The organism is Campylobacter concisus, assembly GCF_001298465.1.
Classification (GTDB): domain Bacteria; phylum Campylobacterota; class Campylobacteria; order Campylobacterales; family Campylobacteraceae; genus Campylobacter_A; species Campylobacter_A concisus.
On the sequence record NZ_CP012541.1, the window covers coordinates 1,643,450 to 1,658,986 of the forward strand.

The 15,537-nt window shown below is 36.3% G+C and carries 17 protein-coding genes and 1 tRNA gene; 8 read left to right on the forward strand and 10 right to left on the reverse strand.

Annotation, left to right across the window (positions count from 1 at the left end):
- The gene (locus CCON33237_RS08300) at positions 1–1,278 is read left to right on the forward strand and encodes a citrate synthase (RefSeq protein WP_054197205.1); all 1,278 of its coding nucleotides are present in this window, start codon (positions 1–3) and stop codon (positions 1,276–1,278) included.
- Positions 1,275–2,081, forward strand: a complete 807-nt coding sequence (locus CCON33237_RS08305) for a 3'(2'),5'-bisphosphate nucleotidase CysQ family protein (protein WP_054197206.1) — start codon at positions 1,275–1,277, stop codon at positions 2,079–2,081. The genes CCON33237_RS08300 and CCON33237_RS08305 overlap by 4 nt, the downstream gene beginning before the upstream one ends.
- Before the next feature lie 3 nt (positions 2,082–2,084).
- On the opposite strand, the gene CCON33237_RS08310 is transcribed toward CCON33237_RS08305, so the two are convergent.
- Genes CCON33237_RS08310 through CCON33237_RS08340 form a run of 7 tightly spaced genes read right to left on the reverse strand, consistent with a single transcriptional unit; the run spans position 2,085 to position 7,653 of the window.
- Positions 2,085–3,641 (reverse strand): class I SAM-dependent methyltransferase, encoded by a 1,557-nt coding sequence (locus tag CCON33237_RS08310; RefSeq protein WP_054197207.1) that lies wholly within the window; start codon positions 3,639–3,641, stop codon positions 2,085–2,087.
- A gap of 8 nt (positions 3,642–3,649) precedes the next feature.
- Positions 3,650–4,147, reverse strand: a complete 498-nt coding sequence (locus CCON33237_RS08315; protein ID WP_054197208.1) for a redoxin family protein — start codon at positions 4,145–4,147, stop codon at positions 3,650–3,652.
- Positions 4,148–4,194: 47 nt separating this feature from the next.
- Positions 4,195–4,872, reverse strand: coding sequence for a molybdate ABC transporter permease subunit (modB, locus tag CCON33237_RS08320; RefSeq protein ID WP_054197209.1), 678 nt, complete (start codon positions 4,870–4,872; stop codon positions 4,195–4,197).
- Positions 4,869–5,726 (reverse strand): sulfate/molybdate ABC transporter ATP-binding protein, encoded by an 858-nt coding sequence (locus CCON33237_RS08325; protein WP_054197210.1) that lies wholly within the window; start codon positions 5,724–5,726, stop codon positions 4,869–4,871. Before CCON33237_RS08325 ends, modB begins: the two co-directional genes overlap by 4 nt.
- Positions 5,723–6,118 carry a TOBE domain-containing protein gene (locus CCON33237_RS08330; RefSeq protein WP_054197211.1) on the reverse strand — a complete coding sequence of 132 codons (396 nt, stop codon included), beginning with the start codon at positions 6,116–6,118 and terminating at the stop codon, positions 5,723–5,725. The genes CCON33237_RS08325 and CCON33237_RS08330 overlap by 4 nt, the downstream gene beginning before the upstream one ends.
- Positions 6,115–6,870 carry a molybdate ABC transporter substrate-binding protein gene (gene modA / locus CCON33237_RS08335; RefSeq protein ID WP_054197212.1) on the reverse strand — a complete coding sequence of 252 codons (756 nt, stop codon included), beginning with the start codon at positions 6,868–6,870 and terminating at the stop codon, positions 6,115–6,117. Before modA (CCON33237_RS08335) ends, CCON33237_RS08330 begins: the two co-directional genes overlap by 4 nt.
- Positions 6,871–7,653 (reverse strand): TOBE domain-containing protein, encoded by a 783-nt coding sequence (locus CCON33237_RS08340; protein WP_054197213.1) that lies wholly within the window; start codon positions 7,651–7,653, stop codon positions 6,871–6,873.
- Between the two features lie 165 nt (positions 7,654–7,818).
- Between CCON33237_RS08340 and CCON33237_RS08345 the strand changes: the two genes are divergently transcribed.
- From CCON33237_RS08345 to CCON33237_RS08355, 3 genes are read left to right on the forward strand one after another with little or no spacing between them, the layout of a single operon-like run.
- Positions 7,819–8,529, forward strand: a complete 711-nt coding sequence (locus tag CCON33237_RS08345; protein ID WP_054197214.1) for an MlaA family lipoprotein — start codon at positions 7,819–7,821, stop codon at positions 8,527–8,529.
- 2 nt (positions 8,530–8,531) lie between these two features.
- Positions 8,532–9,134, forward strand: coding sequence for a Tgt2/MlaC family protein (locus tag CCON33237_RS08350; protein ID WP_054197215.1), 603 nt, complete (start codon positions 8,532–8,534; stop codon positions 9,132–9,134).
- On the forward strand, positions 9,134–11,575 hold the full coding sequence (locus CCON33237_RS08355; protein ID WP_054197216.1) for an efflux RND transporter permease subunit: 2,442 nt from the start codon (positions 9,134–9,136) through the stop codon (positions 11,573–11,575). The genes CCON33237_RS08350 and CCON33237_RS08355 overlap by 1 nt, the downstream gene beginning before the upstream one ends.
- 5 nt (positions 11,576–11,580) lie before the next feature.
- Here the strand turns inward: CCON33237_RS08355 and CCON33237_RS08360 are convergent, their stop codons facing one another.
- Positions 11,581–12,156 (reverse strand): BON domain-containing protein, encoded by a 576-nt coding sequence (locus tag CCON33237_RS08360; protein ID WP_054197217.1) that lies wholly within the window; start codon positions 12,154–12,156, stop codon positions 11,581–11,583.
- 77 nt (positions 12,157–12,233) lie between these two features.
- Here CCON33237_RS08360 and CCON33237_RS09570 point away from each other — a divergent pair.
- Positions 12,234–12,331 (forward strand) — tRNA-Sec (locus CCON33237_RS09570).
- 6 nt (positions 12,332–12,337) lie between these two features.
- On the opposite strand, the gene CCON33237_RS08365 is transcribed toward CCON33237_RS09570, so the two are convergent.
- On the reverse strand, positions 12,338–12,997 hold the full coding sequence (locus CCON33237_RS08365) for a molybdate ABC transporter permease subunit (protein WP_054197218.1): 660 nt from the start codon (positions 12,995–12,997) through the stop codon (positions 12,338–12,340).
- An 8-nt stretch (positions 12,998–13,005) separates the two neighbouring features.
- Positions 13,006–13,704 carry a molybdate ABC transporter substrate-binding protein gene (gene modA, locus CCON33237_RS08370; RefSeq protein WP_054197219.1) on the reverse strand — a complete coding sequence of 233 codons (699 nt, stop codon included), beginning with the start codon at positions 13,702–13,704 and terminating at the stop codon, positions 13,006–13,008.
- A gap of 126 nt (positions 13,705–13,830) precedes the next feature.
- Here modA (CCON33237_RS08370) and CCON33237_RS08375 point away from each other — a divergent pair, with 126 nt between their 5' ends.
- Both CCON33237_RS08375 and CCON33237_RS08380 read left to right on the forward strand, forming a co-directional pair.
- Positions 13,831–14,919 carry a nicotinate phosphoribosyltransferase gene (locus CCON33237_RS08375; protein ID WP_054197220.1) on the forward strand — a complete coding sequence of 363 codons (1,089 nt, stop codon included), beginning with the start codon at positions 13,831–13,833 and terminating at the stop codon, positions 14,917–14,919.
- 8 nt (positions 14,920–14,927) lie between these two features.
- Positions 14,928–15,425, forward strand: a complete 498-nt coding sequence (locus CCON33237_RS08380; protein WP_054197221.1) for a hypothetical protein — start codon at positions 14,928–14,930, stop codon at positions 15,423–15,425.
- Positions 15,426–15,537 lie beyond the last annotated feature (112 nt).

Genomic DNA, 15,537 nt, shown 5'->3' on the forward strand with positions numbered 1-15,537 from the left:
ATGTCATCAAATACAGCTACGCTAACTGATAACAGAACTGGCAAGAGTTACGAGTTTCCTATACTAAAAGGCACTATGGGACCTGATGTGATAGACATCTCGACATTTTTTAGTGATACTGGAATGTTTACTTTTGACAGAGGTTATACTTCAACTGCGATGTGTCGCTCGGCGATAACTTACATAGACGGCTTAAAAGGCGAGCTAATGTATAGAGGTTATGATATCGCGTATTTGGCTGAAAATAAGACATTTTTAGACGTGGCATATTTACTCTTAAACAAAGAGCTTCCAACAAATGATCAGTATATAAATTTTAAAACCGAGCTTAAAAAAAGAAGCTTTATACATGAAGGCATGATGAAGCTATTTGATGCATTTCCAGACAAAGCTCACCCTATGGCGATCTTGCAAGCAGCGGTCTCAGCCCTAAGTGCCTTTTACTCAGATCACTTAAATATGGATAAACCTGAAGAGTATCACGAGATGGCTATGCGTATAATCGCTAAAATTCCAACGATCGCGGCCTTTAGCTACCGCTACTCACGCGGACTTCCTATCATCTATCCAAATTTAGATCGTGGCTTTACTGAAAATTTCCTCTACATGATGAGAGGCTATCCATATGAGCATGTCGATCTTAAGCCTATCGAGATAAAAGCACTTGATACGGTCTTTATGCTGCACGCAGATCACGAGCAAAACGCTTCAACGACGACTGTTAGAACCGTTGGCTCAACGCATGCTCACCCATACGCATGTATAAGTGCAGGTATCGGAGCACTTTGGGGCTGGGCTCATGGCGGCGCAAACGAGGGCGTTATCCGTCAGCTTGAAGAGATCGGCTCAGTCGCAAACGTCGATAGATACATCGCTAGAGCGAAGGATAAAAACGATCCATTTAGGCTAATGGGCTTTGGTCACAGAGTCTATAAAAACTTTGACCCTCGCGCAAAAGTGCTTAAGAAGATGAGAGATCAGCTTATGGATGAGATAGGCATTAACTCAGAGCTTATCAAGATCGCAAACCGCATTGAGGAGATCGCGCTAAATGATGACTATTTTGTGAGTAGAAATTTATATCCAAACGTTGATTTTCACTCAGGACTCATCCTAAAGGCGCTTGGCATACCAAATAATATGTTTGCCGTCATCTTTGTCATCGGCAGGACTCCAGGCTGGATCAGCCAGTGGATCGAGCTAAAAGAGCAAGATACAATAAAGATCGTCCGCCCAAGACAGCTTTATGTTGGAGAGGCAAACAGAACACCAAAATGAGCGAGCTTCTAAATTTAGCTAAAAAAGCAGCCGTTAATGCTGGAGCGCAAATAATGAAATTTTACTCTGCAGATAATACGGCTCTTAAAGTCTGCCTAAAAGATGACAGCTCACCACTAACTAGCGCTGATCTAGCCGCAAATGAAGTGATACTAAAAGAGCTAAGCAAAAGCGGGATAAAAATTTGCTCTGAAGAGAGTATCTTGCAAGAAAGCGATAAAGACGAGTTTTGGCTCGTAGATCCTCTTGATGGCACTAAAGAATTTCTAGCTAGAAACGGCGAATTTTGCGTTTGCATAGCGCTTATAAAAAAAGCTAGGCCGGTGCTTGGCGTGATATTTATCCCAGTTAGTAAAGAGCTTTTTTATGCTGATGAAAACGGCGCTTTTAAAGAAATTTTAGGTGACAATGATGAAATCATAAAGAGAGTTGATCTAAACAAAAAAGATAAAAATTTAGACAATCTAATCTTTTCAAGCAGAAGAGGCGACGCCAAAGAGATAGAATTTATAGGACAGAGCTTAAATTTTGAGCAAAGGTGCATCGGCTCAGCCATAAAATTTTGCCGTTTGGTTGAATTTGGCGGAGCTTATTTGAGATTTGCCCCAAGCTACCTTTGGGACAATGCAGCAGGAGAAGCGCTCGTAAATTTTTGTGGCGGAAAAGTATTTGACGCTAATAGTAGTAAAGAGATGAGCTACGAGCTTGCTGATTTAAAAAGTCCATTTTTTATAGCTCTCTCAAAAAACACACTAAATCTAAAAGATAAAATCACACAACTATATAAACAAAGTAAAACTTAAACCTTAAATTTCTTCTAGCAGATAAAGCATACTAGCTATTTTTGCTGTGCCTAGCACGTAACTCATTATATTTGCTGCGACCTTGTCTTTTTTAAGCACTTTGCCATTTATGTCAAATATATCTTCGTTGTTCTCTTTGATAAATTTTAAGGTTTTTGCTGCGACATCTTCTAAGCTATTTTTACCATCAAGTAACAAAAGTATGTAATAATCGATATTGTTAAGCTTTCTTGAGATACTAAATTTATTAGCAAAAACAACATCGGCATTATTTTTATGATTTAAAAAATATCTTACATAATTTATTAATTTTTGGCTAAGTCTTGAATGCCCAGGCCTATACTCGATATTTTTTTGCTCATCTTTTAAAATCATTGCATCAGACGAGTTTGTTAAAATTCTTACAAAAGCGCTATAAACAATGAGCTTATCTTCTGGCAAAATTTCTAAAATCTGAGAAAGGTTTATACTAGCTGGATACATCTTATAAAAGACCTCGCAAAGCCATGATATATCTTGTGGCATAGCGCCATAACTATCTTGCCACTGGTTATCTTTCTTTATAAAATCTGCCACAACGTGAATTTTATTAATATCGCTTGGACCTATTTGTTTATTTGCTATGCTCTCATAAGTTTTGCTATGGACTATTAGGCTTTGTCTAAAGACTTTGTTGCTAATCATATCCATGAATTGCTCTAGATCGATCCTGTCTTTAAACTTGTTATTTTTGTATTCATCTACTACGGCCGTGCCAACATCTGGGGTAAAAATATCATCAAGCGTATACTCACAAAGATAAGTAAGCTCATTTTTAGCAAGCATGGCATTAAAATCTTTAAAATAAAATGGATCATTTGTGTATTCTAAAAGCTCATGAGCTATGTAAAAGTCATCTTTTGAGAGCACATGTTCTGTTACAAAAAGAAGCATCTTAAGAGGTATTTTTCCCTCATAAATTTTTTCATCTCTTGTTAGCAAATATTCTTTATAGACTAAAAGTGCTTCTTTGGCTGCTTTTAACCTATCTTGCATGCTCTCTTTATCTTTTGCGGCAAGTAGCATTATATCTCTTACGATGTCTTTTACTTTCCAACCAGGATAAACATTATAGGAGATAAATGCTACGCCATTTGCACTTAAATTCTCTCTTACGACTTTTAATATAGCTTCTTTTACAAAGTCAGGTACCCAGCTAAAAACGCCATGAGCGATAATGTAGTCAAATTTCTCATCACTTTTAAATTCGCAAATATCGCCGTGTATAAGCTCTAAATTTGTAAGCCCCATCTCTTTAACAATTTCTTGCCCGCGCCTTATCTGCTCGCCGCTAAGATCTATGCCAACTACTTTTACATTTTTGTTATTTACTGCAAATGGGATCAAATTTCCGCCAAAGCTACATCCTATCTCTAAAACTCTTGCATTTTCGCATGGAGGTGGAGTTATGCCAAGAAGTGTAGCACAAGCTTCAAGCCTATATGGCGACGATTGGGCAAAAGCTATTGATTTATAAGTTAGCTCATCATAAGACTTTTCGATTTTGCTATTTTGGCTCATTTTAGCTCCTAGTAGTCTTTTTCTTTGATTTTTTCTAGCATATTTTTAGCATCATTTTCTGGATCATCCACTATATATGCGCGCCTTATCTTGCCATCTTTTATGATAAGTGTTTGTCTAAAATAAAATTTATGTCCATTTGACGCAGAAAAAACTGGAAGCTCAAGCGCCCTTTCAAGCATAAACTCACTATCGTTTAAAAACATAACACCAGTTGAAGTCTCTTCTTGAAATTTCTTTTGAGCTGCGATATCTTGTGAGCTAATGGCCACTACCATAAAACCAAGATCGTTAAAATCTTTTAAAAATTTCTTATAGTTTATCGCTTGTTTAGTGCAGCCCTTCATACCCGCAGTATTTTGCAGTTCCTCGCTTAAAAGCTCAAAGTCCTCGCCTATCTTTGGATAGATGAAAATAACGCAGTCGTGCGTTCTTGCAAAGGCAGAGAAATCAAATTCCTTACCGTCTAAGGTATTTAAATATATACTCGTAGGCACTTTTATCATACTTCATCCTTTAAAATTTTTACTATTATATCTTTATAAGCTTTGTCTTAAGCTTTTTTAGAATTTAAAAGATAAACTACGAAAAGGACAAAAAAGCTAATTATTAGCATCAAAAGTGCATAGATATGAGCCTTGGTGTAATCAAGCATTTCAACCGCTTCAAATATCGCAATGCTAGCGACCTTGCTCTCTCCAGCTACGCTACCGCCTATCATTAAAACAACGCCAAACTCGCCCATAGTGTGAGCAAAGCTAACGACAGTAGCTGTTAATAAATTTGATCTGATACTTGGCAAAATTACTCTAAAAATAGTCGTGAGCTTATTTTTGCCAAGACTATAACTTGCTTCAAAAAGGCTCTTTTTTAGGCTATTTAGCCCAGCATAAATCGGCCCAAACATAAATGGCAATGAATAGATGCAACTTGCCACAACAAGACCTGTGAAATTAAAAACTAACCTAACTCCAAAAATTTCTTCGATAAATTTACCAAAGGTGGAATAAGGTGAAAGAAAAATGAGCAGATAAAAGCCAAGGACGCTTGGCGGCAAAACTAAAGGCAGTGAGATTATCGACTCTAAAAATGATTTGCCGAAAAATTTTTTCTGCGACATAAAATAAGCAAGCGTAATGCAGGCAAAGAACAAGATAAAAGTAGTTATAAAAGATAGTTTTAACGAGAGCCAAAACGGCTCGTAATCGATACTTTTTAACTCGTCTATCATGCTTTTTCCAAATTTACACTAAATGCTTTTGTGCTAACTACCACCATATCGCCTGCTTTTAGATTCATTGCTTCGTTGCTGCTTAACACAACTTCACAAATTTGGCGGTTTATCAGTACATTTGCTACGAAGATTGCATCACATTTTTTTATCTCTAAAATTTTAGCATTGAAGGCGATTTTTTGAGATCCGGCAGTCTTTAAAAATATCTCACTAGCTGTGCCAGATCTTGAAATTTTGCCATTTTCAAGAACAAAGACTTTATTGCAAAGTTTATAAATTTCTGCGATATCATGACTTACTAAGACAATACTCATCTTAAATTCATCATGAAGCGCCAATAAATAGTTTTGCAATTTCTCACGCATAGCATTATCAAGTGCACTTAGTGGCTCATCAAGTAGTAAAATTTCAGGTCTTCTCATAACTGCACGAGCAAGTGCTATGCGTTGTTTTTGGCCACCAGAAAGAGTGCTGATCTTTGCATTTTTTAGGCTTGCTAGACCGCAGATATCAAGAAGTTTATTTGCTAGGCTTACGTCATCTTTTGCAAAGAGTAAATTTTTAAAGACATTCATATTTTCAAACAATGCATAATCTTGAAATAAAAAGCCGATATTTCGCTTTTGCGGAGCCAAATTTATCTTATCGTCAAAGAAAATTTTATCTCCAACTTTTATAAAACCACTTTGTGGTGTTTCAAAACCAGCAATCAATCTTAAAATAGTGGTCTTTCCGCCGCCACTTGCTCCATAAAGTGCGACAAAATCGCCATTTTCAAAGCTAAGGTCTGCCTCAAGCATAAATTTACCATCGCCGCCATTTAGCTCTTTTTTACAAGAAATTTCTATCATTTTTGAGTACTTATATGAATACTAGTAGATTTTATATAGGCAAAAACACTATCATTTTTACTCAAATTTAATGCTTTTAAAGCGTGGTTTGAAATGATGGCTTCGAAGCTAATTTGATCGCACTTTAGGCTAACAACGCTTAAAACTTCACCAAAATTTATAGCCTCTATCACGCATTTTAATTCATTTTCAAGCGAGCTAGTGTCAAGTCTATTCTTTGCCAAGACGACATCCGAGCTTTTAAAACCTAAACCGATCTCATCATTTAAGGCAAATTTGCTAGCCTCATTTAAGACTAGCATAAATAAATTTGCCTCTAAATTTAGACCCTTTAGCTCAAATAAGCTAACGTCATCTTTAGTTAAAATCCCAACGATCTTTGCTCTTATCATTTAGCTGGAACGTTGTAACCAAATTTCTTGAAAATTTCTCTTGATTTATCACCTAAGATAAACTCATAAAATGCTTTTGCATCATCATTTTTTTCAGCATGTTTTAGAAGAACTATGCCTTGATCGATCGGAGTGTATAGCTCTTGTGGAACAAAGATGTAATTAACGCCCTCTTTGTATTTTGACATTTTCTCATCAAAAAGTGCGCTAGCAGCGATAAAACCTACATCAGAAGCACTTAATGCTTGAGATAGAGTTTCAGAAATTTTTTGAGCATAGACGATATTTTTTTCTACTTCGTCATAAAGTTTTGCGTTTTTAAGAGCCTCTATACTAGCTTTGCCGTATGGTGCAGTTTGTGGATTTGCGATAGAGATCGCTTTTAGGCCACGAACAACCTCAATACCTTTTTTGAAATCAACATTTCTAATAGAAAAAATAGCAACAGCACCTTGTGCATAAACTTTTGGAGCAGCTACTGCAAATCCTGTGTCATAAGCTTTTTGAGCAAATCCCATATCAGCAGCCATAAAGATATCAGCTGGAGCTGAGTTTTGTATCTGTGTAACAAGGCCACCACTTGCGCCAAGAGTTAGGTTGATTTTAGCATCTGGATGAAGCTTATTAAACTCTTTTATAAGTTCTGGAAATGCGTATGTTGTGTTTGCTGCTGCATATACATTTACTTCAGCGCCAAATGCATTTATGGCAAGCAAAGCTGTCACACATAAAAATTTAAAAACTTTTCTCATTTAAACTCCTATAATGATTTGAGATGATTTTACTATTGCTAAAAGTGTATCGCCAACACCTATTTTCATCTGGATAGCACTATCTTTTGTGATGATGGCAGTTAAAGTCTGCTCATCGCTTAGTTTTAAAGTAATTTCAGCATTTACAGCACCTATCTTTGCTTCGATCACTTCGCCTTTTAATTGATTTTTTGTGCTTATTTTTATATCTAGATCCTTGGCTAAAATGACAGCTGGAGCTTTAAAAATATAAATAACTTTTTGTCCAACTTTTAGGCCTAAATTTTTCTCACTTTCAACCGTGATGTTTGACTCAAGCGTGCAGCCATTACTTAGTTTTGCAATTATTTGAGAATTTACCGCACCGCGGTTTATGCCAATAATCTCGCATGAGAGCTGATTTCTAGCACTTAAGTTCATATTCATTCTTTGAAGATTTACAATATCTACATCCTCAAAATCTACTTTTTGACAAATTTTTTGTAAAAAATCCTTTTGAGTCTCAAGAATGGCATCATAAATTTTTATCAGTTTATTGGCATACTCGCTTAGCTCAGAGCCACTATTTTTTTTATTTCCATCAGCTCTAATAATAAGCGGCTTACTACTTTTGTTATTTATCGTATCAAGGCAGTCCCAAGCATTTTTGTATGATATGCCAACCAATTCTGCCGCTTTTGTGATACTCTTTGTCTCTTTTATAGCCTTTAATAATGTAATATGTTTAGCTAAAACCTGTGTATCTTCGCCTAAAAATAGTTCTAAATTTATATCTGCTTTCAAAATTTTTACCTTTACTATATTAGAGAATAATTTGTGAAGTATATCTAATTATATTAATCCTTAAGCTTAAAGATTTAAGCCAATTTATAAATTTCTCTTAATTTCTTGTAAAGTTTTTAAAAGATAAAATCAAGCTACATTTTATAAATAAAAATAAGGCTTAGTATGAAATTTTTGCTTTCTATCTTTTTTAGTTTGCTTTTAGCCTGTGCTAATACTGACATAAATACGAATAGCGAAAGCGACGAATTTGATGTTGAATTTGAAGCAAGAAAAGATGTTTTTGACCCGCTTAGTGGTTACAATAGAATGATGACACACGCAAATGACTTTATCTATGTAAATATGCTAACTCCGGTGGCAAAAGGCTATGCCTACGTTGTGCCAAAAACAGCTAGAACAATGGTTTCAAATTTCTTTGACAACCTGCTTTTCCCAGTTCGCTTTGTAAATAACTTACTTCAGTTTAAATTTCAAAATGCTGGTGAAGAGACATTGAGATTTTTAGCAAATACGATAATAGGCTTTGGCGGACTAACAGACGGAGCAAAATACTACAACCTCAAAGCTCACGATGAAGATTTTGGACAAACGCTTGGATATTGGGGGCTTGGCAGCGGTTTTCATATCGTTTGGCCACTTATTGGACCATCAAATTTAAGAGATACTGGTGGCATGGTCGGAGATTATTTTACTGATCCTATTAGCTACGTTGATCCCATACTTTTATCAACTGGCATCAAGTCATATAGAGCGTTTAATAGCTTTTCACAAGATCCAACTGCTTATGAAAAACTAAGAAAAGATGCTATTGATCTTTATCCATTTTTACGCGATGCTTACGAGCAAAGACGTGACAAGCTTATCAAGGAGTAAATATGAAAATTTTAAAAATTCTAACTATGATTTTACTTTTTACAACTAGCCTTTTTGCTATTTCAAAAGAGCAGATCAAGCCTGAAGTAGAGATGAAAACAACAAAGGTTATTGAAATTTTAAAAGATACAAATTTAGACAATAACGCAAAGACAAAAGAAATTTTTGCTCTTCTTGATCCATTTTTTGACTATAAACAAATGGCAAAGATAAGCCTTGGCAAACGTTACAACAGTCTAAGTAGCGATGAACAGGCTAAATTTGACGCAGCATTTGAGCAAAAACTAAAAGGCTCATACATAGATAAACTTTTAGGATACAAAGATCAAGAGATACATATAACTGGCGAGAGCGAACCTCAAAAAAATAGATACTGGCTAACATCTGAGCTTATAAATGATGGCAAGAGCTACGAATTTGTCTATAAATTTTATGACGCTAAAGAGCGTGGTTGGCTCATTTACGATCTTGATATCGTTGGCGTAAGCATCATTCAAACATACAGAAGTCAGTTTGGTGATGTGCTAAATAACGCTGATTTCAATACTCTTTTACAAAAGCTAAACGAAGCTGTTTTGCCTGATCAAAATAAAACTAACCCTTAATGCGACAAATTTTTAAATTTATCATTGCTAAAAACAAGCTTATTATTGCTCTAATTTTAGCTTTAAGCGTAGTTTTTGGCTATCTTAGCACCAAGCTTAGCGTTGATGCGTCAGCTGAAACGCTACTGCTTGAGCATGATCCTGACTTAAAAGCTTATAGAGAGATAGCCAAACGCTACGACTCACCCGGATTTTTAGTGGTCGCCTTTACTCCAAAAGATGATCTTTTTTCATCTAAAAATTTAGAGCTTATTAAAAATTTAGGCGATGAACTAGCTAAAAACGATATGGTAAATAGCGTCATCTCTATAATAAATATTCCGCTTTTAAATAGTGTAAAAGGCGGGATTACGGGTATCTTAGATCATACTCCAACGCTGCAAGATAAAGATATAAATATTTCAAAAGCAAAGCTCGAGTTTGCCAAAAGTCCGATTTACAGCGGAAATTTGATAAGCAAAGATCTAAAAACCACAGCAATTGCTCTAAATTTAAAACAAGATGAGAAATTTAATGAACTTGTAAATGAGAGAAATTTACTTAGCCAAAAAGAGTCAAACGGCACTATCACACAAGCTGAGCGACTTAAGCTAGAGGCTCTTGCCTATGAGTTTAAAGCCTACCGAGATGAGCTTAGAAAAAGTGATCACGAAAACCTTGAGGCCATAAAAGCAACCATAGCTAAATTTAACGCAAATGACGAGCTGTTTTTAGGTGGTGCAAATATGATCGCTGATGATATGATAGGCTTTATAAAGAGCGATCTTTTAGTCTATGGCCTAAGCGTACTTGCTCTTCTTAGCTTTAGTTTATGGCTATTTTTCAGGCAGATTAGATGGATAGTTTTACCGATGTTTATATGTGCCATAAGTGCCATTTTTACGACCGGAATTTTTGGTATATTTGACTGGGAAGTGACGGTCATTAGCTCAAACTACATCGCACTTCAGCTCATCATTACTATTTCAACAGTCATCCATCTAGTCGTTAGCTATAGAGAATTTTTCGCAAAGCATCCAAAATATAGCCAAAATCAGCTAATTTATCTAACGCTTCGTGATAAATTCTCTCCATCTTTTTGGGCGATATTTACCACAGTTATTGGCTTTAGCTCGCTTATGAGTGCTGACATAAAGCCAGTTATCATGCTTGGCATTATGATGAGCACTGGCATTAGCGTTTCGCTTGTGCTTGCGTTTTTGCTATTTGGTGCGATAAATGTAAATTTAGAAAAATTAGCTCCCATTAGAACCTTTGAAAATAGCTTTAAATTTACAAAATACTGCGCGAATTTAGCTCTAAACTCAAGAAAGATTATCTACGTAGTTTGCGCTCTAGTTGTCTGCTTTGGTGTTTATGGTATCAGCAAGATAAAGGTTGAAAATAGCTTCATTGGCTACTTTAAAGAAAGCACAGAAATTCGCCAAGGAATGCAAGTTATTGATACCAAACTTGGTGGCACGATACCTGTTGATGTGATAGTAAAATTTAAAGAGCAAAAAGAAGATAAAAATGCCGAACAAGATGAGTTTGAAAACGAGTTTGAAAGAAATGCAAAGGATGCGAAATACTGGTTTAATAGCTACCATACAAGGGTTGCTGAGAAAATTCACGACTATTTAAAAGAGCAAAAATTTGTTGGACACGTAAGCTCGCTAGCAACTCTAATCAAAGCCATAAAAGAACTAAATAATGGCGTTAGTGATGACTTTTTACTTGCCGCTATGTACGAGAAACTTCCGCAAGAGTATAGAAATATCTTACTAAGCCCTTATGTGAGTGTCGAAAATAACGAGCTTAGATTTAGCCTAAGAGTCGTTGATAGTGACGAAAAACTTAGGAGAAATGAATTTTTAAAAGAGCTAATATCTGGACTTGATGAGCTGAGCAAAAATGATAACGTTAGTATTGAAGTGGCTGGTATGATGGTGCTTTATAATAATATGCTTCAAAATTTACTTAGCTCGCAAGTTGATACCTTTGGGCTAACTGTTGCTATACTTTTTGTCATATTTTGCTTTGTTTTTAGAAGTATCAAACTAGCAACCATTGCGATAGTTTCAAATTTAATCCCACTTTGCACGCTCTTTGGCGTGATGGGATTTTTTGGTATTCCGCTTGATGTGATGAGTATCACAATCGCGGCTATTAGTATTGGTATCGGCGTTGATGATATCATCCACTACATCCACCGTTTTAAAGAAGAGTTGCTTACAAAAAGTGTTTTTGAGAGCATTAAAGCTGCTCATGCTAGCATCGGATATGCGATGTATTACACTTCATTTACTATTTTTCTTGGCTTTAGTGTGATGATAACGAGCAATTTTATTCCAACTATTTATTTTGGTTTGCTAACTGATCTGGTTATGATTTTTATGTTGCTTGGTGCACTTATTATTCTGCCAAGCCTCATTGCAAGCTTTGTAAAAAAGAGTAAATAGAAATTTTATTTTATAACTTTCATAAATGAGTAGACATCGGCTACGCCATTAATATGCTTAGCATACCAAATGGCGTGCTTTTCTTGCTCTATACTATCGACCACGCCACTAAAAACAACATCGCAGCCAACGATACTAACACGCACATTTGTTCCTTCAACTATACTATCTTTGAAAAGGTTTTGTTTTAAATTTGCAAGAATTTTTAGACTATCGCATGGATATTCTGGCTTTTTTATGCGAAGATAGGTGTAAATTTCTCGTACACCATCTGTATTTTTGGCTAGTTCTACTAGCTTACCTTCAAGCTCTTTGCTATCAACCAGCCCTATAAGGTAGACATCGCCGTAAAAACACTCGATCTCAATATCTATATTGCTAAGACCTTTTGAAAATAATATTTTACTTTGTAATTTGCTTTGGATAAATTTGTCACGAGTGATAGAGTAAATACCCCTTTTATCACGTGAAATCGAGTACGCATCATAGACATTTAGTGGCGCGGTCGCTGGGGTTAGTACTGAAGAGCAAGCGCAAAAAAATAAAACCAAAAATGTGAAAATGCCTAATTTTAAAATCATAGATCCTTTTTGTAATTAAAAAAAAGTTTATAGAAAATGGGCTAAAATTTATATAAATCTGCTAGAATAACGCGCACGGAGGATAAAGTAATCTGGTGATGCTCACGGGCTTCAAACCCGATGACTGGGCGGTTGACCGTCTGGTGGGGAGTTCGATTCTCTCATCCTCTCGCCACTCACTTTAAATTTTACCTTTATCAAGCAAATTTATAATCCCAAACAAAATGAAACTTAACACAACCAAAACAAGGCTTAAAACCAGTGCTTCATCGCTTTTGCCATCGTATACGGCATTATAAATGGCAAGCGAGATAGTGTCAGTCTTTCCTATTATATTTCCGCCAAGTATAAGTGTTATGCCAACCTCGCCAAGCCCACGCGAGATCGCTAAGATAAAAGCTGCCGCTACGCTTTTTGCAATACATGGAAAGAGAACAAAAACAGCTGTTTGAAATCTATCTTTCCCAAGGCTGTATGCTGCTTCACTTAGGCTCTTTGAAAGTGAGCCAAGAGCAGAAGCGACAGGCTTTACAAATAGCGGCAGCGAAGCTATAAAAGCAGCTAACACAAGAGCCTTAAAACTAAAAATAATTTCTAAATTTAAAGCCTTGCCTACGATACCATTTTTGCCAAGCAGATAAAGCAGTAAAAATCCAGTCGCAATAGGCGGAAAGATGAGTGGGAAAGTGACGATCATCTCTAAAATGGCTCTAAATTTACCTTTATAAAAGGCCAAAAGATAGGCTAAAGCTAGCCCAAAAACGACGAGCAAAGCCCCTTGGCATAAAATGACCTTTATGCTTAAAACCAGAGGATCAAATAGCCATGTGAGCTCTTGCAAATTTAGCCTTATCTTATGCCAAATTTAGTGTAAATTTCTTTTGATCTCTCGCTTTTTAGCTCATCCAGAAATTTAACGCAATCAGTCTTTTTATCACATCCTTCAAGCTTTGCAGCTACGATATTTGCTGGTGCGTAAAGAGCCTTGTCTATCAAGATAAAGCTACCAAATTCGTCTTTGTGTGCATTTAGCTCAGTTTGGTTGATAAAGCCAGCATCAACTTCGCCGTTTAATATATAAGTAACTACTTGAGGAACGCCAGCAACTGCTAAAATTTTATCTTTTAGCTCGTCACTTATCTTTGCATTTTGCATAAATTCATTTGCTCTTTTGCCATAAACCGTCTTTGCTGCATCTGGCATAGCGATCTTAGAAAGCACTTTTAGTTCTTCAACTTTTTCAATTTTCACGCCTTTTTTGGTAGCCAGCACCAAGGCGCCTGAGCCCAAATTTACATACTCAGCGATCTTTAGATCAGACTTTTTCAAAAAGTCCTCATCGCCTACGATTATGTCAGTTTTGCCCTCTTTTGCCTGAGCCATGATAGCTGTGATGTTCGCAAAAGAAGTGTCGATATTTACGCCATCTTTTTTAAGATTTTGTGCGACTGCCTCAACTATCTTTTTATATCCGCCACCAGCACTTACTAGCAAATTTTCATTGCCAAATGCAAAAATTGCGGCCAGTAGAAGTAAAAATTTTTTCATATTTTTCCTTTAAAAGTAAAATTTCACGATTTTATAAAATATACTCTTATATATTCTTAAAATATATTTTTATAATTTTTACTTTTCTACCAAAATGCTATAATCACGATAAAAAAAAGGACAGACATGAACGAACTTGAGCTAAAGATGCAAGGCAAAATAAAAAGGCTAACAGATAAGACTTTTAGGCTAGATCCAAGGATCGGCGAGGGCTACTTTACTGCGAAATATTTTCTAAAAGTAAATGAGATAATTAAGCAAAACCTGCCTGATCAGCACGTGACAATGCAGTTCTTTCAAAGGCGCGATGATATCGTGCTTTGCGGTATCGACGAGGTTTTAGCTATCATCAATAAATTTGCCAAAAACCCAAGCGAGCTTGAAATTTACGCACTTGATGATGGCGATATCATAAATGCAAACGAGCCAGTTTTAAAGATAAGCGGCAAGTATGAAAATTTTGGCTTTTTAGAAAATGTGATCGACGCGACGCTTACTAGAAGAAGCTGTGTAGCGACAAACTCAAGAGATGTGATAAGAGCGGCAAATGGCAAGGACGTTTTCAGCATGGCAGACAGGCAAGATGACATCTGCACGCAACCAGGCGACGGCTATGCATCATTTATAGGCGGCATCAAAAAGGTCGCCACAGATGCTCAAGGCGAGCTTACTGGGCTAAAAGGTGGTGGCACCATGCCTCATGCGCTTATTCAAATGTGCGGTGGAGATATAGTAAAAGCCTCAGAAATTTATGCTAAAACCTTTGAAAATGAGAAGATCACGGCATTGGTTGATTATAATAACGACGTGATCACAGATGCATTAAAGGCTACAAACGCATTAAAAGAGAGGCTTGGCGCGGTTAGAGTGGATACTAGTAAAAATTTGATAGATAAATATTTTGATAATAAGGATACTAGCGGGTTTGACCCACACGGCGTTTGCAAGGAACTTATATTTGCTCTAAGAGAGGCGCTTGATAAAGCTGGCTTTAAATACGTTAAAATCGTCGTTAGTTCAGGCTTTAGCCCTAAAATTATAAAAGATTTTGAAGCTCATAACACGCCGGTTGATACTTATGGCGTGGGAAGTTATCTTGTTAAAAATGACATTTGTGGCTTTACAGGCGATCTAGTCGAGCTAAACGGCAAAGATGAGGCTAAATTTGGCAGGAAAAATTTCGCTTCAGATAGGCTAAAGAGAGTGAAATTTTAAGAGAAAAGATGAAATTTATAAAAATTTTAATATTTCTAGCGCTTTTACTGACCGCTTGCACTGCCGCAAACTACGCTAATGCCTTTGAAAAGATTGGCATCTTTGAAGACGGAGTTTACCGATTTAGTGAAAATGGACTCGAAGTGAACAAAGATCTGCTTGTAAAGGTGATCTCTGTGCAAAACGCGGACAGCACACGCAAAAAGATCATCTCCATGCTAAATATCCCTCAAAAGTCTAAAATAAATGACTTCAAAACAAGCGACGCAGGCGTTATAGTCTGGCCATTTTACGAGTTTGAGGGCAAATTTTTAACGACAATAATCGTTGAAAATATAAAAAAAGAAGATAGCGATCAAAAGCTACTTAAGATGTTAGAGCTTAAACATCCGTTTTACTCAACGCTCCAAGCTCGAAGAAAAGGGGCTAAAGACGCCATAGACGTGAAATACGTGCTAAATTTCAAAGAGGCAAAGCTGGTAAAATCGTTTCAAAACCGCCCTTAAAACTTTATTTTAAATAAATTTCATTAAAATGGCGTAATCAAAAAAAGGATCATCTTTGCATAATCTAAAAACTATAAACGTCGCTCACTCGCCGGATGCTGACGATATTTTC

Bases quoted from the DNA above. Each gene is read 5' to 3' on its own strand.
- CCON33237_RS08300 (WP_054197205.1), top strand. From the start codon at position 1: ATGTCATCAAATACAGCTACGCTAACTGATAACAGAACTGGCAAGAGT.
- CCON33237_RS08305 (WP_054197206.1), top strand. From the start codon at position 1,275: ATGAGCGAGCTTCTAAATTTAGCTAAAAAAGCAGCCGTTAATGCTGGA.
- CCON33237_RS08310 (WP_054197207.1), bottom strand. From the start codon at position 3,641: ATGAGCCAAAATAGCAAAATCGAAAAGTCTTATGATGAGCTAACTTAT.
- CCON33237_RS08315 (WP_054197208.1), bottom strand. From the start codon at position 4,147: ATGATAAAAGTGCCTACGAGTATATATTTAAATACCTTAGACGGTAAG.
- modB (WP_054197209.1), bottom strand. From the start codon at position 4,872: ATGATAGACGAGTTAAAAAGTATCGATTACGAGCCGTTTTGGCTCTCG.
- CCON33237_RS08325 (WP_054197210.1), bottom strand. From the start codon at position 5,726: ATGATAGAAATTTCTTGTAAAAAAGAGCTAAATGGCGGCGATGGTAAA.
- CCON33237_RS08330 (WP_054197211.1), bottom strand. From the start codon at position 6,118: ATGATAAGAGCAAAGATCGTTGGGATTTTAACTAAAGATGACGTTAGC.
- modA (WP_054197212.1), bottom strand. From the start codon at position 6,870: ATGAGAAAAGTTTTTAAATTTTTATGTGTGACAGCTTTGCTTGCCATA.
- CCON33237_RS08345 (WP_054197214.1), top strand. From the start codon at position 7,819: ATGAAATTTTTGCTTTCTATCTTTTTTAGTTTGCTTTTAGCCTGTGCT.
- CCON33237_RS08350 (WP_054197215.1), top strand. From the start codon at position 8,532: ATGAAAATTTTAAAAATTCTAACTATGATTTTACTTTTTACAACTAGC.
- CCON33237_RS08355 (WP_054197216.1), top strand. From the start codon at position 9,134: ATGCGACAAATTTTTAAATTTATCATTGCTAAAAACAAGCTTATTATT.
- CCON33237_RS08360 (WP_054197217.1), bottom strand. From the start codon at position 12,156: ATGATTTTAAAATTAGGCATTTTCACATTTTTGGTTTTATTTTTTTGC.
- modA (WP_054197219.1), bottom strand. From the start codon at position 13,704: ATGAAAAAATTTTTACTTCTACTGGCCGCAATTTTTGCATTTGGCAAT.
- CCON33237_RS08375 (WP_054197220.1), top strand. From the start codon at position 13,831: ATGAACGAACTTGAGCTAAAGATGCAAGGCAAAATAAAAAGGCTAACA.
- CCON33237_RS08380 (WP_054197221.1), top strand. From the start codon at position 14,928: ATGAAATTTATAAAAATTTTAATATTTCTAGCGCTTTTACTGACCGCT.